Origin of the sequence: Moraxella sp. RCAD0137 (assembly GCF_002894025.1) — a bacterium.
Lineage (GTDB): Bacteria > Pseudomonadota > Gammaproteobacteria > Pseudomonadales > Moraxellaceae > Moraxella > Moraxella porci.
Genome location: NZ_LTCC01000007.1, coordinates 12,983 through 37,709 on the forward strand (window position 1 = coordinate 12,983; position 24,727 = coordinate 37,709).

Consider the following 24,727-nt stretch of genomic DNA (forward strand, 5'->3'; position numbering starts at 1 on the left):
CAAATTTATCAGTCAATAGCTGTCTTGGCTGTCAGATAGATAGCAAAGACCACTTTCCATGACTTATCTTGCCATGACTTATAAAGATACCTTAGAATTAAACTGCATCAAGCGCTCATAGCGTTTTTGTAGTAGCTCATCCTTTGGTAGCTTTTCAAGCTCGGCAAGCTGTGTAGTAATCAGTGATTTGAGTGCTGCCATCACAGGTTCTGGTGCTTCGTGTGCACCCACGCCTTCTTCGATGACTTCATCAATCAAGCCCAGCTGATGCAGATTGACAGCGTTAAGCTTCAGTGCATCTGACGCATCAGGCGCTTTTTCGGCAGTCTTCCATAGGATAGACGCACAGCCTTCTGGTGAAATCACCGAATAAATGCTGTTTTCAAGCATATTGACACGATCCGCCACACCAATGGCAAGCGCACCGCCCGAGCCACCTTCACCGATGACCGTTGCGATGACTGGCGTACCAAGACTTGAAAATACGGCGATACTCTTGGCGATGGCTTCAGCTTGTCCACGCTCTTCAGCACCCACGCCAGGGTATGCGCCTTGGGTGTCAATAAAGGTCAATACAGGCAAGCCAAAACGCTCTGCCATCTGCACAAGGCGAATCACCTTGCGATAACCTTCAGGGTTCGCCATGCCAAAATTATGCGCAATACGCTCACGAGTACTGCGACCACGGTGCTGACCTATGACCATCACAGGCTGACCGTTAAATCGTGCCAAGCCGCCAATGATGGCTCTGTCATCTGCAAAGGCACGATCGCCATGCAACTCATCAAATTCGGTAAATAATGCCGATACATAATCAAGGAACAACGGACGCTTTGCATGGCGTGCCAATTGCACACTTTCCCAAACTTTACTCATAGTCCACTCTAATAATGATTGTACAAATGTAAACTAAGATTTAGTTTAGCACATTTTTTGGTATCTCGTCATCTTTTTTGTTGTGATTTTTGGTTGGTTTGTCGTAGAAAATGATAATTAATGAAGGCACATCAATGCAGAGCCACTTTATCATTGGTATAATAATCATCAAATGCTATGGCGATGGCTATTTTATGCTATACTAAAACAAAACACCACAGGAGCCAATCATGGGCTATGCCGTCAAAAAAGACCAAGATTTGTGCTTGCAAAATAGCTACACGCTTGCAAGACAAGCCGAACAGACTTATAAGTCACTGATTGATGCTAAGCTACTTGATTCATTGGATCGCATGAGCGACGATCATTATCACGCAAAACCCATGCCTGATGATTTTCATATGCACACTTTGACTCGTGTCCGCCAAAAATTGGGCAAATAATGTACACTATCGAATTTGACCCAGATTATGAGCAGGAGTTGGAGTTTATTTTAACAGGCATTGTGCTTGATTATACGGTAGCATATGCCGAAAAAATTGTCGCCATCATTGATGATACAATCCAAACACTCAAACATCAACCCAAACTATTTGCCATTTATGCTGATGTTCCCATGTATCGCAAATTCTTGATAGATGGCAAATATGCCATTTTTTATATCGCCAATGATGATGCAAAAACGGTTAGAATCGTACATATTTTTCCTGCTGTTCGAGACCTACCCTATCTTTTACAATAACCCTGAACAATCAAAAACCCCAAAGCACATCATACTGTCATCTTTGGGGTTTTGGTGTTGTCTTTTGGCTAAAATTACCAAGATACTATATACTATCAAGCAAATTCGCCTGTACTCACCACATCAAGCTGCACACCCCATTTGGCAAACTGCGGTGCATCTTGCTCAAGCTGTGTAGCGATAAGCTCTTCGTGCATACCTGCACCGACCAGCACTTGCCAGTGGTCAGCACTGATGATGTTGAGATTAATCGCTGCCGCCTTGGTGGTGCGAGATTGGCTAGACTGTGCTGCTAAACGCAAAATCAAGCACAAATAAACAAGCTTGCGACCACCCAGACTTTCGACCACATCAAGCGCATCAGATTTGAGCTTGCGGCGATGATGTAGCACCAGCTGTGCCATCATCGCTTGACCGACCTGCGAAAACCCTGCAATGTCCGAATGCTCAAGCAAATAAGCGCTGTGGCGTTGGTAATTGCTATGCCCAACCGCCAGCCCAATCTCAAACAGATTTGCCGCACGGCGTAATAGGTCAGCATCTTCACTGCTGAACTCAAGCTCATCTTTGGCATCATGAAACAAGCGAGCCGCTCTTGTCATCACACGCCCTGCCTGTTTGACATCGACTGAATAACGCTCAGCCAGTGCTGCCACTGAGCGGTCACGCACATCTTCAGAATTGAGCCTGCCTAGCATATCATACATCACGCCTTCACGCAGTGCACCGTCTGAATAGCCCAGCTCATCAATCTCTAGCGTCTGCATGATGGCAAGCAACTCTGCCACACCTGCAGGGAATACCGCTTGGCGATGTGCCTTAACCCCTTCAAACTCAATCTTATCCACCGAACCAAGCTTGATCAGATGCTTTTTAAGCTTCACCATCCCATCTAGTGTGATGCTCTCACCGCTAAAGCCCAACTCTTCGAGCACTAGACGCGCTGCCTTGATGGTACCTGATGAGCCGATGGCATTATCCCAGCCGACTTTTTTGTAGCGTTTAGCGATGGCAAGCAGTTCGGTTTGGGTGTGCTTAGCGGCTTGTTCAAAGGCTTTTTCGGTGATTCTGCCATCAGCAAAGAATTTTTTGGTATAAGCCACACAGCCCATTTGCAAGCTTTCCATCTCAATCGGCTCAAAACCCTGACCGATGATAAACTCTGTCGAGCCGCCGCCAATATCGATAACTAGGCGAGTATCAGTACTGGCATTTGAGTGCGACACACCCAAATAAATCAAGCGAGCTTCTTCACGACCTGCGATGATTTCAATCGGCTTTGGCAGAAGTAGATTGGCACGGCGGATAAATTCTTGAGCATTGACCGCTTTACGCAAAGCATTGGTCGCAACGATACGCAGACGAGTCGGATGCACTTCGGTGACGTGCTGAGCAAAGCGATGCAAGCAGTCCAGACCCCGCTGAATGGCTTCTTCACTCAAGACATTATTCTCATCAAGACCTGCTGCCAGCTGTACTTTTTCAGAAATCGATGCCACTTTTCGTACTTCGCCATGATCCAAGCGGGCAATCGCCAAATGAAAGCTGTTCGAGCCCAAGTCAATCGCCCCCAAGAGCTCATCACGGCTAATGGCCGCCGCATCATTGATGGCACTGGCGATTTGTTGGTGGCGTTCGGTGGTATCTGGAAAAGTTGGGTTCATGACAAATCCTGAATTTTTATAGGGATATAATTTTGTTCATTGTATCGCTGTTTATCACCCAAAGCAAGTTGCGTTTTTTGATGACAAACAACTTCATTTATAACGCTCATAGTAGGACAAACGCCTACTTTTGTCTATTGATTTTTGGTTAATGGCTTGGCAAATTACCCTACCAACGACTGCAATGCCAATTCGGGCAACAGATCGCCAAAATCCTGCGGTAATGGTGCAACAAACTGCTGTGGACGATCACACACTTGATCATCATCCATCATAGGTGCAAGGCTCAGCTGCCATGCGTGCAGGCAAAGACGCTTGACCTGTGGTGCAGATGTGTTCAGTTGATATTTATCATCGCCAAGCAAAGCGTGCCCGATATGCGCCATATGCACGCGTATCTGATGCGTGCGACCCGTGGCAGGCATCGCAAGCACAAGGCTGACTGGCTGACCGTCTAGCTCAAATCGTGCCAAGACTTTGATCCGAGTCAGGCTTGCTTTGGCGACTTCTTCGCCGTGTGCTGTGCCGACTTTTGCCACTTTGACACGGCGTTCGCCATTGGCAAGCGTATAGCGAAGTAGCGGTGCATCGATGATTTGACTATCTGCTTTGACATAGCCTGTCACCAAGCACAGATATTGCTTATGGATGGTTTTTTGGCGAAATTGTTCTTGTAAGTGCTTGAGCGTACTGCGTTTTTTTGCGATAAGCAATAAGCCTGAAGTATCCTTGTCGATGCGGTGCACCAGCTCCAAATACTTTTTGCCTGTCGCCTGACGCATCGCTTCAATCACCCCAAAACTCTCACCACTACCGCCATGTACCGCCATGCCCGATGGTTTATTGAGTACAATCAGCCCATCATCTTCATGGATGATGCGTGCCATCAAGCCTTTGGCAAAGCTGTCACTGATGATCACTTCTTCACGCACTGATAAGCGAATCGGTGCAATTCGCACCACATCACCAACATCAAGCTTATCATGTGGCTTACAGCGTTTGCCATTGATGCGTACTTCATCGGCACGAATCAGCTTATATAGATGCGAGCGTGGCAAGCCTTTTAGCCGAGCGAGCAAAAAATTATCAATCCGCTGCCCTGCTTGATTGTCCGTCACCGTCAAAAAATTCACTTGATTAAAATTGCTAATCGCCACATCTGCCGATTGCTTCGGATGCGGATTGGACTGTTGACGTTTTGGTGGGTGGGTTTGGGTGGATTTTGGCAAATTTTTACCAAAACGATGGCTTGATGGCTGATTTTTGGGATTTTTTTGTAAATTTTTCATGGTTTTGTCAAATTTTTGTAGGCGTTTGGCAAAAGATTTGGTATAGTTTAGCATGTTGCAAACCAATACAGGATAATTTTTGCGATTTGACCCAATTTTTATCCGATACCATTGCAAATCCCTGAGCTATTTTTGTTACCATAGTTAAATTCACAAATCAGATATGATAATGACTGATTGAGATACTGGGTAAAAATTGGCGATTGAGCGATGTCGGTTTTGGCATAATTTTACAAAACCAAGTCTCAACGATACCTACACCCTACTGGTGTGACGGTCACGCCCACGCTGCTCATATTTGCCCTTGCAACCGCCAAAATAGTTAATAATCGCTTAAAAAAGCACTACAGCCATTTTAAGCATGATAATGCAACTTCGGTATTGATACCGTACAAGATTTCGCTAGGACGATTGTTCGTCTTTTAGCCTTGTTGAGTACCACTGGTTCAAAAGCACAAGACAAACTCTGCTTTTGCAAGGTAAACCCCAGTCGGCTCAAGCTTACAGAATTTTTATAGCATTGGTGCAAGCAGTGCTAAGTGTCGTTTGTACAGACAAGCGACTTGTAATGATTGCTCGTTCAATCAGCCTAGATGATAAGTATCTGTTGCTGATTGTTTCGTACAGCTAATAAATCTTTGGAAAAATACCGATGTTGCTTGATTCGGGCTTTTGCCCTTATAAGGAACATCATGAAACGCATTTTAATCAACGCCACGCATAACGAAGAAATTCGTGTTGCTCTGTGCAAAGACAGTCACCTGTACGATTTTGACTTAGAAAATCGCACCCGTGAACAAAAAAAGGCCAATATTTATAAAGGCCACATCACCCGAGTTGAGCCATCCTTAGAAGCGGCTTTTGTTGAATACGGCTCTGCTCGTCAAGGCTTTTTGCCACTGCGTGAGATTGCTAGCGAATATCTACACGGCAATCTGCGTGAAGACAACATCAAACAGCTGATCAAAGAAGGCGATGAAGTCATCGTCCAAGTCGAAAAAGAAGAACGCGGCAACAAAGGCGCAGCGTTATCGACTTTTATCTCGCTTGCTGGTCGCTATCTGGTATTGATGCCAAACAACGCCAAAGCAGGTGGCATCAGTCGCCAAATCTCAGGCAAAGTCCGTGAAGAGATGAAACAAATCATCGCAGGGCTAAGCCTACCAAAAGGCATGAGCGTCATCGTACGCACAGCAGGTCTTGGCAAGGGCGCTGAAGATCTACAAAACGACCTTGACCATCTGCTTGATATCTGGAAATCCATCCAAGAACAAAACAAAACTCGCCCAAGTCCATGCCTAGTCCATCAAGAAGCTGGCGTGGTGACTCGTGCGGTGCGTGACTATCTGCGTGATGACATCGGTGAAGTATGGATTGACAGCGAAAACGCCTACAACGAAGCGGCGAATTTCATCAGTGCGGTCATGCCAAGCCAAATGAGCAAACTGCGTAAATACACTGAGTATGAGCCGATGTTTGCTCGCTTTGGTATCGAACGCCAAATCGAAACTGCTTATCAGCGTGAAGTGCGTCTGCCATCAGGTGGCTCGATCGTCATCGACCAAACTGAAGCTTTGGTATCGATTGATATCAACTCATCAAAATCCACCAAAGGCTCAGATGTCGCCGAAACCGCCTATCACACCAACCTAGAAGCCGCCGATGAAATCGCTCGTCAGCTGCGTCTGCGTGATATGGGTGGCCTGATTGTCATCGACTTCATCGACATGAACGACCCACGCCACCAAAAAGAAGTGGAGAAACGCCTGATTGAAGCGACACGCCATGACCGTGCTCGTGTGCAGTTTGCTGAGATTAGTAAATTTGGCCTGATGGAGATGAGCCGTCAACGCCTACGCCCATCGCTCGAAGAAGCCACAGGCTACATCTGCCCACGCTGTCATGGTAATGGCATGATTCGTGATTTGCGTTCGCTATCGCTATCGATCATGCGTCAAATCGAGCAAATCGCTCTAAAAGAACGCATGGGCGAAATCCAAGCTGAAGTACCGACCGACATCGCTGCATTCTTATTGAACGAAAAGCGTGAAAGCTTGGTATATCTAGAGCAAGACAGCGGTGCACGCATTACCATCTTGCCGCACGCACATCTAGAAAGCCCGAATTTCACACTGCATTTCAATCCAGATGGCTTTGCCCCATCTAGCTACGAACGCATCGCCGATACCGAAGAAAAAGAAACTGTTGATCGTGGCTATGAAGTCAATTGGCAAAGCGATAATGATGGCAAGGATACCGCTCGTTGGCACAAACAAAGCGATAAGAGCGACAAAAAAGCCGCCAAACCGCAAGCGGAGCAAGCGACCCCTGCCAAGGCCGAACCACAAGCGGTGGCATGGCTATCCAACCTATTTGCACCAAAACCACAAGCCAAACTGGCAGGTTCTCTAGGCACAGCAGATGTCGCATCTGCCATCGAAGCCATCGTCAATGGCGGCGGAGTCAGTCTAGGTACATCAGGCAATGTCTCAGCCATCATCGAATCAGCGACGCATAACGAGCCAGCCGCTCGCCCACACGCTGATGACAAACGCAAAAAACCAAAACACAAAAAAGAAGTCAGCGAAGACAAAGAGAGTATCGAAAAGCCAGAATTGGATAAAACTGACAAATCCGAGAAAGGCGATCGTCGCACCAAAAAAGACAAAGTCGCTGAACAACACCCAAAACGAGAAGCAGGCTCACGCCGTGAATCTCGTGGCGAAATCGTGCGTCATGAAACCTTGACCGCTAAGAGCGATAAGAACGAAAAAGTCGAAAAAGCCGACAAAAAAGAACGCAACGATAAGCCAAAAGCAGATAAGGCAGAGCGTACACCACGCCAAAAATCAGCCAATCCTGATGAAGTGGTGCTACACATCAGCGCCACCAAAGCTGAAGATGCCGAAACCCAAGTGGTACATCTGTCGCTAGATGGCAGCAAGCCTAAGAAAACCAAGGCTCGTAGTGAAAGAGTAGAAAACGTCGAAAAAGCCGACCAAGTAGCTGCTGATATCGCAGAGCCGATCGATGCACAAGGTCGCGACAAGATCCCTACTGATATCACTGTCGCTACCGATATCACCGCTTTAGAAGTCAGTGATACACCTAAGCAGGCACAAGCTCCTGTCGATACCGTCAGCACGACTGTAGTGGATGCCAAGCCTGTTGCCAAGCCAGCACTGGCGCCTGAATTACAGGCTCGCATTGCAATGCTTGCCAAGTCGATGAATAAAGCAGTGAATGACCCTCGAGTGGTGCAGGCTGCACTACAAGCACCGGCAACGCCGATTCATGGTACTGCAGGTGAGTTCATTGCAAGCGTACTGGGCAGTGATGTCAGCGGTCAGTTTGTCGCCGACTTTTTGGCAGCGCTTGCCAAGTCGCAATCGCAAGTAGGCAAGTTTGACTTTAGCAACTTCGGCTATGCGCCGCTGGATGCTACTGCCAAGTCTGAGTTTGATAAACTTACCCAAGCAGCCTCACAGGCGTCTGCCCCACAAGGCAAAACTGCTGTCGCGCCACGCCCAATCACGCGTCGTGCTGCCAATGACCCACGTGGTCAGCATCCTGACTATGTCGAATCAGATAAACAAACTGCTGGGCAAGCTGCGGTAGCGTCAATCGAAACTGAAAGCGAGCAAGTGCAAAGTCAAGTGGTACAAGACCAAAGTGTCGATGCAGCATCTGAAGTGATGGCAACTCAAGTCGTTGAAATGACTGAAACCACCACCAAAGAAGCCATCGAGCCCGTCATCGAACCGACTAGCGAAGCTGACGCCAATCTTTTGGAATCTCAAGAGACCCTTGGTGAAACTGCGCGCCATTTGGTCGATGATGCCATCGATGTCGCCAAGCTAACTGCTGAGCAAGTCTCAGACTCGGTCAGCGAAGTGGTGAGCGAAACCATCGACAATGTCGCAACCATCGCAGCTGCTGCTGTGGACCTGCTTTCGGGTCAAAGCGACGCTGACAAGGCCAGTGACTCACAGCCAGCAGATGAGCCTGCAGCCACGGCAAGCGATGATGGCTCCCAAGTCGCTGCCGACAAGCAAAGCCAAAAGGTCAGCCAAGTCAAAGAAATCACCGCCGAACAAAAAGCGGAGAAAAAATCCAAGGCCAGTAGCTACAAAGACATGATTGAGAATGTCGCAGGTCAGCTACAGCCACAGGTTGGCATCCTAAATCTGATGGCAGCCAAAGCACCTAAGACCACCAAAACGCCAAAAACTCGTGCACCAAGAAAGCCGAGCAAAAAGCCAACCAAGGTCGAAGTGCGTAAAATCAGCAAGCCTGAGGCGGTCAGTGACACGCCAAACACGGACGGCAGCGACAACTGATCTGCCATGACCCAAAAAATAAGCGCCACATTTTTGGCGCTTATTTTTTTGGTTTATCAAGCAGTTTTCGCCATCACATCTGGGGTGCTGAGCGATATTTATGATTCAGCGCGCGCAAAATGGCCAATGTCTCAGCATCCATCACGCCTGTTGGACGCTGTGGGCGAAAATGCAGCTGAAATGCATATACGACATCTTGGCTGCTTCGATCCCATTCCTCACTGTCATTAATCTGATAACCATAGCGACGCAGCTCAGCCTTGATTTGGCTGATCGGCATATCCGCCATCACCTCATCATTTAGCTGTGCTAAGTAAGATGACTTATCCTGTTCATCATACCAAGCACCAATGCCATGAGTATGATATAGATATGCCCACGGAAATTTGGCGCCTGGGTCGATCTTACGCGATGGCGCAATGTCTGAATGCGCCAAAATATTCGTCGCGGGTATGTCATATTTGGCAATCAAGGTCGTCAATAGTTCAGCGACCTTAGCAATTTGTTGCGGCTCATAATCGACATAAGCCTCATGCGGCAAATAACCGCGCTGCCCACGATAAGTAGCATGCACGCCAGCATTGACGATCTCAATACCGATTGAAATATCATTTAAAGCAGTCTTGCCCTGAAAATGACTGGCGCCAGCGTGCCAGGCTTTTTTATGGTCATCAACAAGCTGATAAATGCGCCGATCATGGCCTGTTGGGATCAGATAATGACTGCTTACCTGACCTGTGGTCAGCACCGCCAAAGAGTTTTCATCATTTTCGGCAGTATAATGCAGCACAATGTATTCGATGCGCTCAGATTGACCTTGGGCAGTGTGCGTCTGATCGACAACAAACTGCGTACTGACGCAGCCGCCAAGCAAAAGACCGCACGACAACATTGCGGTATAAATAATCGATTTCATAAAAAAATTTGCCAAAGTTTTTTTAATTATAAAAGATTGGTCATACAAATGCCATCAAATTCCATTCCGTACATAAAAAAGCCGCCCTTGTAATAAGGACGGCTTTTTAAAGACAGCCGATCAATCGCCAGTATAGCCTTTTAATTTCAAGCGTGCTTTGTGCAGCAATGGCTCGGTATAGCCAGATGGCTGAGTTGCGCCCTTAAAGATCAAATCAGCTGCCGCATTGAAAGCGATATTATTGTCAAAGTCTGCCGACATTGGGCGATATTCAGGATCGCTCGCGTTTTGCTCATCAACGACTTTTGCCATGCGTTTTAGCACCGCCCAGACTTCATCTTCGGTGACGATGCCGTGTGCCAGCCAGTTGGCGACGTGCTGAGATGAGATGCGCAAGGTCGCACGGTCTTCCATGAGACCAATATTGTTGATGTCAGGGACTTTTGAGCAGCCGACACCCAAATCCACCCAACGCACCACATAACCTAAAATGCCTTGGCAGTTGTTTTCAAGCTCTTTTTGCTTATCGCTATCGCTCCAGCTGGTATCTGTCGCCAGTGGAATGGTCAGCAAATCATCGATGGACGGCACTTGAGCAGATTGCAATGCTGCTTGACGCTCAGCCACACTGCACTTGTGATAGTGGATCGCATGGATGGTCGCACCTGATGGGCTTGGTACCCATGCACAGCTTGCCCCTGCTTGTGGGTGCTCAATCTTGGTGCGGTACATATCAGCCAGCTCATCAGGCTTTGGCCACATACCTTTGCCGATTTGAGCACGGCCTTTGAGCCCTGCTTTTAGGCCGATGATGACATTACGGTCTTCATAGGCAGCAAACCATTTTTGACCCTTGATTTCACCTTTTCGCACAAATGCCCCTGCCTTCATAGCGGTGTGAATCTCATCACCTGTGCGATCCATAAAGCCTGTATTGATAAAGATGGTACGCTCACGAGCTGCCGAGATGCAGTTTTTCAGGTTGGCACTGGTGCGTTTTTCTTCGTCCATGATGCCCATTTTGACGCTGTTTTTTGGTAGCTTGAGCAGCTCTTCTGAGCGTGTGAACAACTCCACCGCAAAGGCAACTTCTTCGGAGCCGTGCATTTTTGGCTTGACGATATACATCGAGCCTGTGCGAGAGTTACGCAAGGTATTTTTGCCAGTGATGTCGATGGTGGATAGCATTGGTGTGATCACCCCATCCATAATCCCTTCAAAAATCTCTTCACCGTCCACCAAAATCGCAGGATTGGTCATCAAGTGACCTACATTACGCAGTAGTAGCACTGAGCGGCCGTGTAGGGTTTTGGCATTGCCATTTAGATCGGTGAAGGTGCGGTCGCTATTTAGCGTACGAGTGATGGTTTTGCCATTTTTTTCCAAAGTTTCACTCAAATCACCCTTCATCAGACCCAACCAGTTGCGATAGCCTTCTACTTTTTCTTCGGCATCGACAGCAGCCACTGAGTCTTCTAGGTCCTGGATGGTGGTTACGGCAGCTTCTAAGATGACATCTTTGACGCCTGCTTTGTCCGATTGACCGATTTGACTGGTTTTGTCAATTTGGATAATAGTATGTAGCCCATTGTTTTTTAGGATAATTTCTGCTGGCTCATCACTGCTACCGTTATAACCTTGCAGTTGCTCGGCAGTTTTGAGTGTGGTGATCGTGCCATCTACCAAAGTAACGGCAAGCACGCCGCCATCGATGGCATAGGCGGTCGCATCCGCGTGCGAGCCTGTTGCTAGTGGGTAGGTTTCATCTAGGAAATTTTTAGCAAATTCAATCACCTTTGCCCCACGCACAGGGTTGTAGCCACGACCCTTGTCAGCACCGCCTTCTTCGCTGATAACATCAAAGCCATACAGTGCATCATACAGACTGCCCCAGCGAGCGTTGCCTGCGTTTAGTGCATAGCGAGCATTACGCACAGGCACAACAAGCTGTGCACCTGCGATGGTGGCGATTTCGTCATCGACATTTTCGGTGGTGATTTCAAAATCCGCTACCTCTGGCTCAAGATAGCCGATGTCGGTGAGAAATTTTTTATACGCTTCAAGTTCATAGGTGTTATTCTCATGCCACTCATCAATCTGCGCTTGTAGCTCATCACGGCGAGCAAGCAGGGCTTTGTTTTTTGGGGTGAGATCTTTGACAATCGCCTCAAAGCCTGCCCAAAACTCATCGCTTGAGACATTTGATAGTGGCAAAGCCTCATTTTCGATAAAATCATACAAAATCTTGTCAATGGCAAAGCTGCCTTTTTGGATGCGTTGTGTCGCCATAGTTTTATCCTTAAAAATCATTATCTTAAACTAAATCAAAAACGGTGCTTTAACCCAAAAGTCAAAACACCGTTTTAATTGCCTTTTTTAACAAAGGAAAACCAAGTGGGTAAATGCTAATACAAGGAAAACGAGCGAAGTTGTACAAGTAGTACTACGAGCGAGTTTGACGAAGTAGTAGCGTTACCCACGACGGTTTTTAGCCGCCAAATTGGTTCATGGTGTTCTTACTTGCATCCCCTGCTTTTAGCGCATTCTCACCTGAGAAGATCTCTTTGTGATCGTCACCGATGTCAGAACCTGCCATGGCTTGGTGCTTGACGCAAGCGATGCCGCCGCGGATTTCTTTACGCTGTACACCTGCCACATACGCCAGCATACCTTCTTCACCGAAGTAACCTTTGGCAAGCTCATGCGTTGATAGCGCTGCGGTGTGGTAAGTTGGCAAGGTGATTAGGTGATGGAATACACCTGCTTCACGAGCTGCGTCTGCTTGGAAAGTACGGATTTTTTCGTCTGCGTCATTGGCAAGCTCAGAACCGTCATATTTGGCATCCATCAGTTTATCACGCTCATAGCCTGATACATCTTTGCCTTCAGCAACCCAGCGGTCATACGCTTGCTGACGGAAGTTGATGGTCCAGTTGAACGATGGTGAGTTGTTGTACACCAATTTTGCATCTGGCACTTGTTTTTTGATGTCATTAACAAAGCTTGCGATACCTGCCACATCTGGTGTCGGGGTCTCGATCCAAATCATGTCAGCGCCGTTTTGTAGTGAAGTGACGCAGTCAAGGACAACGCGGTCATGCTGAGTGCCTTCACGGAACTGATACAAGCCTGATGGCAAGCGAGTTGGGCGATGTAGTTTGCCGTTACGCTTGATTAGGATTTCATCTTCTTTGGCTTCAGAGATGTCAATTTCAGTGGTTTCTAGGTAGCTGATGTATTTGCTCGCTAGATCGCCTGGTTCACGAGATACAGGGATTTTTTGAGTTAGGTCAGCACCTTCTGAGTCGGTACGAGCCACGATTACGCCATCATCGACACCCAGCTCAAGGAATGCATAGCGTACGGCATTGATTTTGGCTAGGAAATCTTCGTGCGGCACAGTTACTTTACCTGCTTGGTGGCCACACTGCTTAGCATCAGATACTTGGTTTTCGATTTGAATCGCACACGCACCTGCTTCAATCATTTGCTTGGTCAATAGGTAGGTCGCTTCTTCGTTACCAAAGCCTGCATCGATGTCAGCGATGATTGGCACAACATGAGTTTCAAAGTTGTCGATTTGAGCTTCGATTTCTTTTACTTTCGCTGTGTCGCCTGCTGCTTCAGCTTTTTGCATCGCACGGAATAGGTCGTTTAGCTCTTTGGCGTCTGCTTGGCGAAGGAATGTGTAGATTTCTTCGATTAGCTTAGGCACAGCAGTTTTTTCGTGCATTGATTGGTCAGGTAGTGGACCAAACTCTGAGCGAAGCGCTGCCACCATCCAGCCTGATAGGTAGATGTAGCGTTTGTTGGTTGTGCCGAAGTATTTTTTGTTGGCAATCATTTTTTGCTGAGCGATAAAGCCATGCCAGCAGCCTAGTGATTGGGTGTATTTGCTGTTGTCCGCATCGTATTCTGCCATGTCACGACGCATGATGGCAGCGGTGTATTTGGCAATATCAAGACCGGTTTTGAAGCGGTTTTGGACGATCATGCGTGCCGCATCTTCTGGGCGAATGGCATCCCAAGTGCCGCCCAATTTTTCCTTAACTTTACGAACATGGTCTAGTGCTGATTGATAAGTCATGACTCACTCCTTTTATTGATAACTTAAAAATAAATGATGATTAATAACAACTCAGCGATCCATCGAAAATACCATCGAATCACTGCGTCCCCGATGACTACAGAATAGCCAAAATCTCAGCATAAATCCAATAGCCTGTGCCAATGTTCAATATTTCATAAATAAATGGCTATTACAAAATCATTTACAAATAGAATAAATAATAGTTTATCGATACAAGTGATTGATTTTTTGCAATTAATCTTGGCAATTGTCAGATTTTTGATTAGAATTATTTATTTTATTATATTATTATAAATTATTAATTTCGCAAAATCCCATCGCATTTTGTGGATTTTATGCTAAAATGAAACACCTGTATTCATCACAGTAACCGTCATGCCATCATCAATTTGTGCAAATATCCCTGCAATATCCCCAAAATTACAGGCATTTTTGAAATCCAAAGGTTCGCTGACCGCCCTACTTGAAGCACACGCACACAAGCCACTGCGTGTCGTCGTTCTGCATGAAGGCTATGCTCCACTCAATCACCGCCAAAAACGCCTACTGTCACTACCTATACATAAGCCACAGCTTGCTTGGGTGCGTACGGTCAAATTATACGGCAATAGTGATGATGCTTGGGTGATGGCAACCAGCATTTTCCCCCTACCGACATTGACAGGTGGTCTGTCTCGCCTGCGTCATCTTGGTCGTACGCCCATCGGCTATGTGCTGTTTAAGCAGCAGCGTACCTTGCCTTATGTGCGTCATTATTATGAGCAGCAAGGCTGTCATGGCAGATGTACGGTATATGAATATCAGGGCAAAAAACTGCTGATTGATGAGCGGTTTTTGCCTGCTTTTGTTGACAGTCTCTTGGTGTGATGACTCTCGGCGTAATGAGTTTTGTGTGTCAATTTTGGCATTGATAAATTTTCTTTGTAAAAACTCGCTCGCCCCTAGTGTATCGATAGATAAATATGCTACACTAGGGGCACTGTTTTATCCTTCCATATTTGATACAAACAAGGAAATACCATGTTTAAAGAAATCTCACTACATCAATACGATCCAGACATCGCTGCACAGGTCGATGCCGAAGCACAGCGTCAAGAAGATCATATTGAGCTTATCGCTTCTGAAAACTACTGCTCACCTGCAGTAATGGAAGCACAAGGCACAGCTTTGACCAACAAATATGCCGAAGGTTACCCAGGTAAGCGTTATTATGGTGGCTGTGAATATGTCGATGTTATCGAGCAAATCGCCATCGATCGTGCCAAGGAGCTATTTGGTGCTGACTACGCCAATGTGCAGCCACACTCAGGCTCAAACGCCAACAGTGCTGTCTATCTAGCACTACTAGAAGCTGGCGATACTGTACTTGGTATGAGCCTTGCACACGGTGGTCACTTGACACACGGTGCCACAGTGAGCTTCTCAGGTCGTACCTATAATGCGGTACAATACGGCCTAAATCCAGAGACTGGCTTGATTGATTATGATGAAGTGGCGCGCCTTGCTCGTGAGCATAAGCCAAAGATGATCATTGCTGGTTTCTCAGCGTATAGCCAAGTTGTTGATTGGCAAAAATTCCGTGATATCGCTGATGAAGTCGGTGCATACCTAATGGTCGATATGGCACACGTGGCAGGCCTAGTCGCAGCAGGCGTCTATCCAAACCCAGTACAAATCGCCGATGTCACTACCACTACCACCCACAAAACCCTACGTGGCCCACGCTCAGGCCTAATCCTAGCCAAAGCCAATGCTGATATCGAGAAAAAACTGGCATCAGCGGTATTCCCAGGCAACCAAGGCGGCCCACTGATGCACGCCATCGCTGCCAAAGCTGTCTGCTTCAAAGAAGCGATGAGCGATGAGTACAAAACCTATCAACAACAAGTCGTCGCCAATGCCAAAGCCATGGCAGAAGTTATCCAATCTCGTGGCTACGAGATCGTCTCAGGCGGCACTGAGAACCATCTGATGCTCATCAGCCTAATCAAGCAAGAAATCACTGGCAAAGAAGCGGATAAATGGCTGGGCGATGCACACATCACTGTGAACAAAAACTCAGTGCCAAACGATCCAAAATCACCATTTGTGACTTCAGGTATCCGCATCGGTACGCCTGCCATCACTACTCGTGGTTTTGGCGAAGCTGAGTGCCGTGAGCTGGCAGGCTGGATCTGCGATGTGCTAGATGCCCGTGGTGATGAAGCCGTCATCGCTGCTACTCGCGAAAAAGTCGCAGCCATCTGCAAAAAACTACCCGTTTATGAGCGTAATGCAAAGTAATCGGTGGTTGCTATAAAAAGCTGCTTAATTAAGCAGCTTTTTTAATGGTAAATTCAATATAACACAAGGAAGCTGCCAACCTCGGCAGAAATGGATTATGAATAACACAGATAATGCGATGGCAGACACGGATCATGCCCTTAAGCGGCTACACAGGCTAGCTGATGCATGTGCTTATAATTTTAAAGAGGCTGCTTGCGGTGGTGATGAGTTTTTAGGTACTGGCGCCGATCTTGAGCCATCCACGCTGCTGCATGCTTATCGCTCTGGTGTATTTCCATGGTTTGCAGCCGATGAGCCAATCTGCTGGTGGTCACCAAAAGAGCGCTGCGTGATGGCGCCAAGCGCCTTTGAGCCCAGCAAAAGCCTGATGCGCACCGCCAAAAAGCAGTCTTGGACGATCACCACCAATCAAGCATTCAACCAAGTGATCAGCGCTTGTAGTCAGCCTCGCAGCTACACCGATGACACCTGGATACATGCTGAGATGATCGCAGCCTATGATCAATTACATCAGCTGTCGGCCGCCAGCAGCATTGAGGTCTGGGCGGGATCGCCTCATGACAGCGAACTGATCGGCGGATTGTATGGCGTCAATATCGGGGCGATATTTTGTGGTGAAAGCATGTTTCATCGGAAAACGGATGCTTCCAAAATTGCTTTTTGGGCGCTGATGTACTTTGCCAAACGCTCAGGCATTGAGTTGATTGACTGCCAAATGCCAAACCCACATTTGCTAAGCTTGGGTGCCGACACCATGTCCAAGGCTAAGTTTTTGGATATGTTAGCTTGTTTGGTCACAACGCCCTGTATTGGTATTAATGGCGCGCGGCAGCCGATAACTACCCAAGCGCTATTAATTGATGATATCTGACTGCAAAAACCCCCTTGAAAGCTGGTATTTTCAAGGGGTTTGGTAGGTGTTTGCTTGTCTTTGAAGTTTGTTGCAAATCCTTGCAAAAATCATGGATGGCGGAGACGGAGGGATTCGAACCCTCGATACGCTATTAACGTATACACACTTTCCAGGCGTGCGCTTTCGACCACTCAGCCACGTCTCCAAGGCTGCCTATTATACCCAAAAAACCATAATTTGTCATGAGTTTTGGTAATTTTTTTGGTATCAGCCCTGTAGCAAGCTAATATCCGCCACCAGCATAAACAGATTTCGCACTTGCTGTAGCAGCGCTAGGCGATTTGCTTTGAGCTTGGCATCATCGCTATTGACCATCACATCATCAAAGAAAGCGGTCAAAGGCTCTGATAAGCTTGCCAATGTGGTCAAAATCGCTTGATAATCGGCGGCAGCTTGTAGTGGCAAGACGGCAGCTTGGGCAGATTTCACCGCATCAAAGAGTGCTTTTTCGGCTGCTTCCACCAACACTGCTTCATCGACCGCATCACTCACCGCAACATCAGCTTTGGCTAGGATATTGGCAACGCGCTTATTATTCTCAGCAAGCACGCCCGCCTGTGGCAGACTGCGGAACACCTGTACCGCACGGATACGATCATCAAAATCCATCGGCACATCAATATTCATCGCCTGCACCGCTTGGATGGTATCCACCGCTACACCCTGCTCGCTGTACATCGCACGATAACGAGCATTGATAAATTCCATCACCTCATCAAAAGTCTTGGCAGCATCGCTAAGCTTATCACCATAGCCGCTCAAAGCGTGCTGAATCAACTCACTTAGGCCAAGATTTAGGCGTTTTTCAATCAAAATCCGCAGTACACCAATCGATGCACGACGCAAGCTGAATGGGTCTTTTGAACCTGTCGGAATCTCGCCGATGCCAAAAATCCCCACCAGCGTATCAATACGATCCGCCAAAGCAAGAGCCGTGCCGATGTCGGTCGCAGGCAGTTTATCACCAGCAAACTTAGGCAAATACTGCTCTTCGATGGCATCCGCCACGCCTTTGGCTTCGCCATTTAGACGGGCATAATAAGTGCCTGCCACACCTTGTAGCTCAGGGAATTCACCAACCAGCGTACTGGCAAGGTCGCACTTGGATAGATGCGCTGCACGAATCGCGTGCTCACTATCTGCATCGATTTGGCCAGCGATATATGCCGCTAAGCTAGCGATACGCTCTGATTTTTCCCAAATTGTGCCAAGCTTATCTTGGAAAATACGATTTTTTAGATTTTCGGTCAAGGCAAACAGCGGCTGCTTTTGGTCTTGTAAAAAGAAAAATTCAGCATCCGATAGGCGTGGACGCACGACTTTTTCGTTACCAAAAATCACTTGGCTTGGATCTTTACTTTCAATATTACTAATAAATACAAAATACGGCAACAGCTTACCATCTTTATCGGTCAAGCAAAAATACTTTTGGTCAGCCTGCATGGTGCTGATTAGGGCTTCTTGGGGCACCGCCAAAAAACGCTCTTCAAAGCTGGCTCGTAGTGCCACTGGTAAATCCACCAAAGCGGTGACTTCATCAAGCAACTCATCAGGCACGATGGCAACGGCACCGACTTCATCAGACAGCTTGGCAACTTGCTTTTTGATTGCTGCTTGACGCTTATCAAAATCGGCGATGACTTTGGCATTTTGTAGGACTGCTTCATACTCATCGGCATGAGCGATACTGACAAAATCAGGGGCGTGGAAGCGATGGCCACGAGTGGCATTGCCTGCCTTGTGACCTTGAATGGTCGCATCAATCACCGTGCTATCTGCCATCAGTACCACCCATTGCACAGGGCGGACGAACTCTTCTTTGCTCGCACCCGAACGCATACGCTTGGCGATCGGCAAATCATCTAGGGCTTTTTGGAAAATCGCTGGTAGAAGCTCGGTGACAGGCTTACCTTGTACGGTCAATTCATAACCGATATAGTCGCCCTTATCCGTGCTGATGGTGATGATGTCATCTTTGGTGATACCCAGTCCACTGGCAAAGCCAAGACCTGCTTTGGTCAGATTGCCGTCGCTATCAAAGGCAGCTTTGACCGCAGGGCCGCGTTTTTGTTCGGTGCGGTCAGGCTGTTTGTCGCTGATACCGACAATCTGCAGTGCCAGACGGCGTGGTGCAGCAAAAGGCTTAATCGCTTCATAGGCGATATTTTGGCTCTCCAAGGCGGCTTTGACATTGTCCGTCAAAGCATCACGCAAGGTCTTTAGGTTCTTTGGTGGCAGCTCTTCGGTGCCAAGTTCAAATAGGATTGTGGTCATAGTTTTTCCAATATTTTTATGCTAATCAATCGTCTTTTTGATCGCCATCGTCACGGTCACTATCTTGGTCGTTGTCACGGTCGCCACTGCCATCACGCTCATTGTCGTCATCATTGTCGCGGTCGCTGTCACGATCGTTGTCACCTTGATTATCGCCGTCATTATCACGATCGCTATCATTACTGCTTTGGCGAGTGGTTTGCTTAGTATTTTCGCTGGTATCGCTCTCGCTGTCATTACCACCAATAAAGCCACAGGCAGTTAGGAATGCTGATAAAATAAGGATTAATGAGAACTTTCTTGAATTTTTCATAATAATATAGTATCTCTAATTTTATTAATTACCATTCTTCTGGCTGACAGTTCTTTTCAAACCTCGATAAGTGTGCACGACGACTTTTTTCTGTTGGATTAAACTTTCCAATCAGCTGATTGTCTTTATACACTTTAATTTCTTTTGCAGAAATAATATCACTGAAAAATCCATCATAGTCTTGATTTAAGTCATAATCCGACAAAACCTCCTCTTCGTCAATCAAAAAGGTTAGGTCATATTCGTTAATACCAATACCAAATCCAAACTCACCTGGAAATTCTTTGCTGTAAAAATATGCACCATGTCCTGAGCCGTTTGCAACATCGCAACTCAAAGACAATGTCTGTTTTTTGTCGTTTTCAATCTTACTGTTGTAATATCCATGTTGAGTACCTCCAGTCCAAACATTAGGCACAGCATTTGCAACCACACTCCAACCTATCATAGTTAAGGCGATAACTGTCTTTAATGTCAATTTTTTCATCTTATTTCTCCTGTTCATCCTTTGGCAACCACTTCTCCAGTGCTTCTGCCTTATGCGCTTCGTCCGCCAATGGGAAGCCAAGTTTGGCACGAGCTTCGGTGTAGCTGACCGCCACTTTGCGGGCAAGTGTACGCACCCTTAGAATAAAGCGTTGGCGTTCGGTAACCGAAATCGCTCCACGAGCGTCAAGCAGGTTAAAGGTATGGCTTGCCTTTAGCACCATCTCATAGGCAGGCAGTGGCAAATTCACCGCCACCAATCTATCCGCCTCGCTTTCATAAAAATCAAATAATTCAAACAGCTTATCGACATTGGCGTATTCAAAGTTATAGGTGGACTGCTCCACTTCGTTTTGGTGGAACACATCGCCATAGGTCACTTTGCCAAACTCGCCATCTGTCCACACTAGATCATAGACGCTGTCCACGCCTTGAATATACATCGCCAGACGCTCAAGACCATAAGTAATCTCGCCCGTCACAGGGAAGCACTCAATACCGCCGACTTGTTGGAAATAAGTAAACTGCGTCACTTCCATGCCGTTTAGCCACACTTCCCAGCCAAGCCCCCAAGCACCTAGTGTTGGACTTTCCCAGTTATCCTCGACAAAGCGAATATCATGGGTCAAAGTATCAATGCCGAGTGCTTCTAGCGAGCCCAAATACAGCTCTTGGATATTGGCAGGATTGGGCTTTAGCACCACTTGGAATTGATAATAGTGCTGTAGGCGATTTGGGTTGTCGCCATAGCGTCCATCGGTCGGGCGACGAGATGGCTGCACATAAGCGGCGTTCCATTTTTCGGGGGTCAAGGCACGCAAAAAGGTCGCCGTATGGAATGTACCTGCGCCCATTTCCATGTCATAAGGCTGAAGTACCACACAGCCACGGTCTGCCCAGTAGTTTTGAAGTGTTAGAATAATTTGTTGAAAGGTCATGATGTCTCGCCCAATTTTCGTGTAAAATTAAGATAAAAAATAATGCCCATTGTACTAAACAACAGGCATTTTTTCCATTCTTTTTCAAGATTTGGGCGGATTTTGTGGGATGTTTTGCAGAGAAATTTGCTATCGATTATGAACGATAAACGCCATAATCAGCATACGATGCCGCGGTCGCATTTGGCATCAATAGCCACAACACAAGATAAATCAAAATCCCTGGTACGGCAACACTGGCACACGAGATAATCACAAACGCTAGGCGTACCATCGTTGGCGACCAACCCAAATATTCGGCGATACCACCCATCACGCCTGCAATCATGCGATGGTTTTGTGAGCGGTGAAGTTTGATGAGTTTTGCCATAAAATCACTCCGTATGATGATGACTATAATGATTATCAGTCGTTTTAATGATGACTTGCCAGCAATATGCAACTTAGATATAATGTTAATTTTAATAAAACAGTGCAGCGCCAGCAGACTTATCATATTAATAGTTGTCATCGCACGCGATTTCAAGCACGCTCGATCACTTCGTACAAAACACAACAAAGACTTACAAAGGATGACAAGATGACAAAGGCGAGCAATGCCCTACTGATCGGTGATTTTGCCCCATTGCATCTGGGTCATCTTGCCGATATTAATCATGCCGCCGGCATTGCCGAAACGCTACACATCGTCATCACACCACCTATCAAGCGGCCACTACCGAGTGGTCGTACTGCCAATCTACAGGATGTCGCACGATGGGTACAAGTGGCGTGTCAGCAGTTTGGATTTATCAAAGTTCATACCACGCAGAGTCTTGGGCTAGATATCGCCTTTGATTATCAGCAGGATGCTAGGCTTGATGATGGACAGTTTTCGCAAGTATGTCAAGCGCTTGCCATCGATACGACATCGACGCAGGTGTATCAAGCCAATCTCGATACTGACCTGCGATCACAGCGCATGGCGATCTGTCAGCATCCACTACAGCACTTTGATCAGCTTGCCCCTGCCTGCTGCTATTTTTATACCCAGACGGTGTGCATCGTCGGTGGCGAAAGCTCGGGCAAAACCACACTCATTCATAAGCTTGCCAATCATTACGGTGCCAACATCGCCCTTGAGATGGGACGGCTTTATGCGCACTCGCACCTTGGCGGTACAGAGCTTGGCCTACAGTACAGTGATTATCTGCCGATTGCCATCAATCATGCCAAAGCCATCATGGATGCCACTGCCCATGCCACCGCCCCTATCACCTTGATTGATACGGATTTTGCGACGACGCAGGCATTTTGTGAAGTGTATGAAAACCGCACCCACCCTGTCGTGGCAAGCCTTGCTGATCATTTTCGCGCAGATTTCACCATTTATTTGGATAATAATGTCATGTGGGTCGCTGATGGGATGCGTAGGCTTGGCGACACCAAAGCGCGCAGCCACTTTGCTCAGACACTGCTCGACATCTTGACTCGGCACGACATCCATCATCATGTGATCGATGATGCCGATTATCACGAACGCTACCAACAAGCCATCTCATGGATTGATACGCAGATACTAGGCAAGACACCCACGATTTTGACACAACGCCCACAGGATACCACCCTATGAAAATCGCTCTATTGGATAACATCACTGGCTTTGGCAAGCACGACTGGAGCGTCTATTGGGTGCTGATTTGGTTCAGCTGTGGTCTGCTTGCGCTGTTTTTTGGGTTTTGGACGACGACTGAGCAGACATCATTGGACTGGTTTTATTTATTGGTATCTGTGATTGGTCTGCTATGTGTGGTGAGTCTTAGCTTTCGCAAAAACATCGCAGGCAATGGGCTTGGGATGCTTGCCACCGCAGGTGAAGTGATCGTGCAGGCGACATCAGGGGCGGTGGGACTGATGCTTGCACCTTTGTTTAACTTTTTTAGCCATGCTTATGGGGTCAAATACTGGGCGAACAACACCGATGCCGATGGCAATATGATACCAAAATCCGCCAACAAATATGTCTGGCTTTTGACCATTGGCTTTATCATTGTAGGTCTTGCGCTGTTTCCAATGATTAACCGCTGGCTCGATGCCCAAGGCTATGGTGTCATCGATGATGATGGCAGTCAGTTTTTGGGGGTGATTGACTTTTTTTGGATTAATGTCGTGGCGTTTGTGCTATCCATCACCGCACAGGCGACGATGATTTTACGGTATTCATTCAACTGGTGGCTGTGGATTCTAGTCAATGCTGTATGGCTGATTGTCAATCTGATGACAGGCAATACCATCTTTGCCATCCAAACGGTGATTTATCAAGTCAATGCCGTGGTGGGACTGTACGGCTGGTATCGCAGTGAACAGCTCGTCAAAGGCATCCATTAAAATGACTTAAAGACTGCTGCTTGCGGTCTTTATTTTTATAAAAATCCTTTGAAAATTATCCAAAAATTGGTTACAGTATAAAAACCTTTGGAAGCATCAACAAAAGGAGTTGTCATGTCGTTATTCGTCAGTCAAAAATCACTACAAACATGGCTTGATGACTATGCTGTCAGCCACCAAAATCCCACCAACAAATCCATCCATTGGCTATGCGTGCCAGTGATTTTCCTATGCATTGTCGCACTGTTGTATCATGTGCATATCGGACTACTTGGCGTGATTGCTGTGGGGGTGCTGTTCTTTTATCTGCGTTTGTCGCTGGTGTTATTTATGCAGATGCTGATTTTTATGGCGTTGTGCATTGCAGTGGTTTATTATCTGCCAGTGTCGGTGTGGTTTTGGGTTGGGCTATTTGTGGTGGCATGGATTGGGCAATTTGTTGGGCATAAAATCGAAGGCGCCAAGCCATCATTCTTTGAAGATTTGCAATTTTTGCTCATCGGCCCTGCGTGGGTGGTGCATGATATGGGTCGGCGCTTGTCATCATAGGCCATCGCCTAATATCATTGACAGCCTATCTGGTGAATCTGGCATAAATTTTCGTTGATTTGGTAATTTTAAAATATGCACAGCGAAATGGTAAAATCTATCATGATTTTGTCTGAATAAATAAAAATCCTTGTCAGTATTCACCGACAAGGATTTGAATATGGAGCTCTTGACGAGAATTGAACTCGTGACCTCTCCCTTACCAAGGGAGTGCTCTACCCCTGAGCTACAAGAGCAAAATCGCTAATATATGGAGCGGGTGGCGGGAATCGAACCCGCACCATCAGCTTGGAAGGCTGAGGTTCTACCACTAAACTACACCCGCAGGGTAGTACCTAGGTAGGGAATAATGGTGGTGGGGGAAGGATTCGAACCTTCGAAGCTTTCGCGACAGAGTTACAGTCTGTTGGGTTTGACCGCTCCCCAACCCCACCAAAGTAGATAGGTATGCTTTTACTGGTCTGGTAAAAGTTAAGCCCGTTACTGGGCTTGACCTAATGCTTTCTTAGGAATGGTGCCGGCTGCCGGAATCGAACTGGCGACCTACTGATTACAAGTCAGTTGCTCTACCAACTGAGCTAAGCCGGCGGTGTACTTCCTAAGTGCTGCATATAATAGCAAATTTTTGAGAATGTGCAAGCTTTTTTTTGATAAAAATTGATTTATTTTTATAAGCTATTGATT

Annotated in this window: 20 protein-coding genes and 5 tRNA genes; 9 read left to right on the forward strand and 16 right to left on the reverse strand. The window is 46.9% G+C overall.

The features are described from left to right. Nucleotides 1–78 precede the first annotated feature (78 nt). On the reverse strand, nucleotides 79–876 hold the full coding sequence (locus AZ602_RS06085; protein WP_103034169.1) for an acetyl-CoA carboxylase carboxyltransferase subunit alpha: 798 nt from the start codon (nucleotides 874–876) through the stop codon (nucleotides 79–81). A gap of 230 nt (nucleotides 877–1,106) precedes the next feature. On the opposite strand from AZ602_RS06085, the gene AZ602_RS06090 reads away from it, so the two are divergent. Together AZ602_RS06090 and AZ602_RS06095 are read left to right on the forward strand one after the other, a co-directional pair. After that, the gene (locus AZ602_RS06090; protein ID WP_103034170.1) at nucleotides 1,107–1,319 is read left to right on the forward strand and encodes a hypothetical protein; all 213 of its coding nucleotides are present in this window, start codon (nucleotides 1,107–1,109) and stop codon (nucleotides 1,317–1,319) included. Then, nucleotides 1,319–1,618, forward strand: a complete 300-nt coding sequence (locus AZ602_RS06095) for a type II toxin-antitoxin system RelE/ParE family toxin (RefSeq protein ID WP_103034171.1) — start codon at nucleotides 1,319–1,321, stop codon at nucleotides 1,616–1,618. Before AZ602_RS06090 ends, AZ602_RS06095 begins: the two co-directional genes overlap by 1 nt. A 95-nt stretch (nucleotides 1,619–1,713) precedes the next feature. On the opposite strand, the gene ppx is transcribed toward AZ602_RS06095, so the two are convergent. Both ppx and AZ602_RS06105 read right to left on the reverse strand, forming a co-directional pair. Further along, a complete protein-coding gene (ppx, locus tag AZ602_RS06100; protein ID WP_103034172.1) occupies nucleotides 1,714–3,282 on the reverse strand; it encodes an exopolyphosphatase in 1,569 nt (522 codons plus the stop codon). 164 nt (nucleotides 3,283–3,446) lie between these two features. Continuing rightward, on the reverse strand, nucleotides 3,447–4,625 hold the full coding sequence (locus AZ602_RS06105; RefSeq protein WP_103034173.1) for an RluA family pseudouridine synthase: 1,179 nt from the start codon (nucleotides 4,623–4,625) through the stop codon (nucleotides 3,447–3,449). A 638-nt stretch (nucleotides 4,626–5,263) separates the two neighbouring features. Here AZ602_RS06105 and AZ602_RS06110 point away from each other — a divergent pair. Next, a complete protein-coding gene (locus AZ602_RS06110; protein ID WP_103034174.1) occupies nucleotides 5,264–8,911 on the forward strand; it encodes an Rne/Rng family ribonuclease in 3,648 nt (1,215 codons plus the stop codon). A 73-nt stretch (nucleotides 8,912–8,984) separates the two neighbouring features. Here the strand turns inward: AZ602_RS06110 and AZ602_RS06115 are convergent, their stop codons facing one another. The 3 genes from AZ602_RS06115 to AZ602_RS06125 form a co-directional block, all read right to left on the reverse strand. Continuing rightward, a complete protein-coding gene (locus tag AZ602_RS06115) occupies nucleotides 8,985–9,827 on the reverse strand; it encodes an N-acetylmuramoyl-L-alanine amidase (protein ID WP_103034175.1) in 843 nt (280 codons plus the stop codon). A gap of 120 nt (nucleotides 9,828–9,947) precedes the next feature. Next, complete coding sequence (locus AZ602_RS06120; RefSeq protein WP_103034176.1) at nucleotides 9,948–12,116, reverse strand: malate synthase G; 2,169 nt, start codon at nucleotides 12,114–12,116, stop codon at nucleotides 9,948–9,950. A 199-nt stretch (nucleotides 12,117–12,315) separates the two neighbouring features. Next, nucleotides 12,316–13,914 (reverse strand): isocitrate lyase, encoded by a 1,599-nt coding sequence (locus AZ602_RS06125; RefSeq protein WP_103034177.1) that lies wholly within the window; start codon nucleotides 13,912–13,914, stop codon nucleotides 12,316–12,318. A 378-nt stretch (nucleotides 13,915–14,292) separates the two neighbouring features. Between AZ602_RS06125 and AZ602_RS06130 the strand changes: the two genes are divergently transcribed. The 3 genes from AZ602_RS06130 to aat all read left to right on the forward strand — a co-directional run bounded on the left by AZ602_RS06130 (nucleotide 14,293) and on the right by aat (nucleotide 17,074). Beyond that, the gene (locus AZ602_RS06130; protein WP_103034178.1) at nucleotides 14,293–14,784 is read left to right on the forward strand and encodes a chorismate lyase; all 492 of its coding nucleotides are present in this window, start codon (nucleotides 14,293–14,295) and stop codon (nucleotides 14,782–14,784) included. A gap of 153 nt (nucleotides 14,785–14,937) precedes the next feature. Further along, nucleotides 14,938–16,200 carry a serine hydroxymethyltransferase gene (gene glyA, locus AZ602_RS06135; protein ID WP_103034179.1) on the forward strand — a complete coding sequence of 421 codons (1,263 nt, stop codon included), beginning with the start codon at nucleotides 14,938–14,940 and terminating at the stop codon, nucleotides 16,198–16,200. Nucleotides 16,201–16,297: 97 nt separating this feature from the next. Then, nucleotides 16,298–17,074, forward strand: a complete 777-nt coding sequence (aat, locus tag AZ602_RS06140; RefSeq protein ID WP_103034180.1) for a leucyl/phenylalanyl-tRNA--protein transferase — start codon at nucleotides 16,298–16,300, stop codon at nucleotides 17,072–17,074. A 96-nt stretch (nucleotides 17,075–17,170) separates the two neighbouring features. Here aat and AZ602_RS06145 read toward each other — a convergent pair. The 6 genes from AZ602_RS06145 to AZ602_RS06170 all read right to left on the reverse strand — a co-directional run bounded on the left by AZ602_RS06145 (nucleotide 17,171) and on the right by AZ602_RS06170 (nucleotide 21,497). Next, a tRNA-Ser gene (locus AZ602_RS06145) sits at nucleotides 17,171–17,261 on the reverse strand. 62 nt (nucleotides 17,262–17,323) lie between these two features. Continuing rightward, nucleotides 17,324–19,390: a glycine--tRNA ligase subunit beta gene (gene glyS / locus AZ602_RS06150; RefSeq protein WP_103034181.1), complete on the reverse strand. Its 2,067-nt coding sequence runs from the start codon at nucleotides 19,388–19,390 to the stop codon at nucleotides 17,324–17,326. Nucleotides 19,391–19,415: 25 nt separating this feature from the next. Further along, complete coding sequence (locus tag AZ602_RS06155) at nucleotides 19,416–19,703, reverse strand: hypothetical protein (RefSeq protein ID WP_103034182.1); 288 nt, start codon at nucleotides 19,701–19,703, stop codon at nucleotides 19,416–19,418. A 28-nt stretch (nucleotides 19,704–19,731) separates the two neighbouring features. After that, entirely contained in the window at nucleotides 19,732–20,190 is a 459-nt protein-coding gene (locus AZ602_RS06160) for a hypothetical protein (protein WP_103034183.1), read from the reverse strand. Nucleotide 20,191: 1 nt separating this feature from the next. Continuing rightward, nucleotides 20,192–21,127, reverse strand: a complete 936-nt coding sequence (gene glyQ / locus AZ602_RS06165; RefSeq protein ID WP_103034184.1) for a glycine--tRNA ligase subunit alpha — start codon at nucleotides 21,125–21,127, stop codon at nucleotides 20,192–20,194. A 136-nt stretch (nucleotides 21,128–21,263) separates the two neighbouring features. Next, on the reverse strand, nucleotides 21,264–21,497 hold the full coding sequence (locus AZ602_RS06170; protein ID WP_103034185.1) for a PspC domain-containing protein: 234 nt from the start codon (nucleotides 21,495–21,497) through the stop codon (nucleotides 21,264–21,266). A gap of 66 nt (nucleotides 21,498–21,563) precedes the next feature. On the opposite strand from AZ602_RS06170, the gene nadR reads away from it, so the two are divergent. The 3 genes from nadR (at nucleotide 21,564) to AZ602_RS06185 (ending at nucleotide 24,043) form a co-directional block, all read left to right on the forward strand. Continuing rightward, complete coding sequence (gene nadR / locus AZ602_RS06175) at nucleotides 21,564–22,739, forward strand: multifunctional transcriptional regulator/nicotinamide-nucleotide adenylyltransferase/ribosylnicotinamide kinase NadR (RefSeq protein WP_103034186.1); 1,176 nt, start codon at nucleotides 21,564–21,566, stop codon at nucleotides 22,737–22,739. Then, nucleotides 22,736–23,494, forward strand: coding sequence for a nicotinamide riboside transporter PnuC (gene pnuC / locus AZ602_RS06180; protein WP_103034187.1), 759 nt, complete (start codon nucleotides 22,736–22,738; stop codon nucleotides 23,492–23,494). Before nadR ends, pnuC begins: the two co-directional genes overlap by 4 nt. A gap of 114 nt (nucleotides 23,495–23,608) precedes the next feature. After that, nucleotides 23,609–24,043 carry a DUF962 domain-containing protein gene (locus AZ602_RS06185; protein WP_103034188.1) on the forward strand — a complete coding sequence of 145 codons (435 nt, stop codon included), beginning with the start codon at nucleotides 23,609–23,611 and terminating at the stop codon, nucleotides 24,041–24,043. 161 nt (nucleotides 24,044–24,204) lie between these two features. Here the strand turns inward: AZ602_RS06185 and AZ602_RS06190 are convergent. The 4 genes from AZ602_RS06190 to AZ602_RS06205 form a co-directional block, all read right to left on the reverse strand. Continuing rightward, nucleotides 24,205–24,279: transfer RNA gene (locus tag AZ602_RS06190), tRNA-Thr, on the reverse strand. A gap of 15 nt (nucleotides 24,280–24,294) precedes the next feature. Then, nucleotides 24,295–24,368 (reverse strand) — tRNA-Gly (locus AZ602_RS06195). 25 nt (nucleotides 24,369–24,393) lie between these two features. Then, a tRNA-Tyr gene (locus AZ602_RS06200) sits at nucleotides 24,394–24,477 on the reverse strand. Between the two features lie 78 nt (nucleotides 24,478–24,555). Continuing rightward, nucleotides 24,556–24,631: transfer RNA gene (locus AZ602_RS06205), tRNA-Thr, on the reverse strand. Nucleotides 24,632–24,727 lie beyond the last annotated feature (96 nt).

Bases quoted from the DNA above. Each gene is read 5' to 3' on its own strand.
- nadR (WP_103034186.1), top strand. From the start codon at position 21,564: ATGCAACTTAGATATAATGTTAATTTTAATAAAACAGTGCAGCGCCAG.
- AZ602_RS06185 (WP_103034188.1), top strand. From the start codon at position 23,609: ATGTCGTTATTCGTCAGTCAAAAATCACTACAAACATGGCTTGATGAC.
- AZ602_RS06160 (WP_103034183.1), bottom strand. From the start codon at position 20,190: ATGAAAAAATTGACATTAAAGACAGTTATCGCCTTAACTATGATAGGT.
- AZ602_RS06130 (WP_103034178.1), top strand. From the start codon at position 14,293: ATGCCATCATCAATTTGTGCAAATATCCCTGCAATATCCCCAAAATTA.
- AZ602_RS06170 (WP_103034185.1), bottom strand. From the start codon at position 21,497: ATGGCAAAACTCATCAAACTTCACCGCTCACAAAACCATCGCATGATT.
- AZ602_RS06085 (WP_103034169.1), bottom strand. From the start codon at position 876: ATGAGTAAAGTTTGGGAAAGTGTGCAATTGGCACGCCATGCAAAGCGT.
- glyQ (WP_103034184.1), bottom strand. From the start codon at position 21,127: ATGACCTTTCAACAAATTATTCTAACACTTCAAAACTACTGGGCAGAC.
- AZ602_RS06120 (WP_103034176.1), bottom strand. From the start codon at position 12,116: ATGGCGACACAACGCATCCAAAAAGGCAGCTTTGCCATTGACAAGATT.
- aat (WP_103034180.1), top strand. From the start codon at position 16,298: ATGAATAACACAGATAATGCGATGGCAGACACGGATCATGCCCTTAAG.
- glyS (WP_103034181.1), bottom strand. From the start codon at position 19,390: ATGACCACAATCCTATTTGAACTTGGCACCGAAGAGCTGCCACCAAAG.
- AZ602_RS06090 (WP_103034170.1), top strand. From the start codon at position 1,107: ATGGGCTATGCCGTCAAAAAAGACCAAGATTTGTGCTTGCAAAATAGC.
- AZ602_RS06115 (WP_103034175.1), bottom strand. From the start codon at position 9,827: ATGAAATCGATTATTTATACCGCAATGTTGTCGTGCGGTCTTTTGCTT.
- AZ602_RS06125 (WP_103034177.1), bottom strand. From the start codon at position 13,914: ATGACTTATCAATCAGCACTAGACCATGTTCGTAAAGTTAAGGAAAAA.
- pnuC (WP_103034187.1), top strand. From the start codon at position 22,736: ATGAAAATCGCTCTATTGGATAACATCACTGGCTTTGGCAAGCACGAC.
- AZ602_RS06095 (WP_103034171.1), top strand. From the start codon at position 1,319: ATGTACACTATCGAATTTGACCCAGATTATGAGCAGGAGTTGGAGTTT.
- AZ602_RS06110 (WP_103034174.1), top strand. From the start codon at position 5,264: ATGAAACGCATTTTAATCAACGCCACGCATAACGAAGAAATTCGTGTT.
- AZ602_RS06105 (WP_103034173.1), bottom strand. From the start codon at position 4,625: ATGCTAAACTATACCAAATCTTTTGCCAAACGCCTACAAAAATTTGAC.
- glyA (WP_103034179.1), top strand. From the start codon at position 14,938: ATGTTTAAAGAAATCTCACTACATCAATACGATCCAGACATCGCTGCA.
- AZ602_RS06155 (WP_103034182.1), bottom strand. From the start codon at position 19,703: ATGAAAAATTCAAGAAAGTTCTCATTAATCCTTATTTTATCAGCATTC.
- ppx (WP_103034172.1), bottom strand. From the start codon at position 3,282: ATGAACCCAACTTTTCCAGATACCACCGAACGCCACCAACAAATCGCC.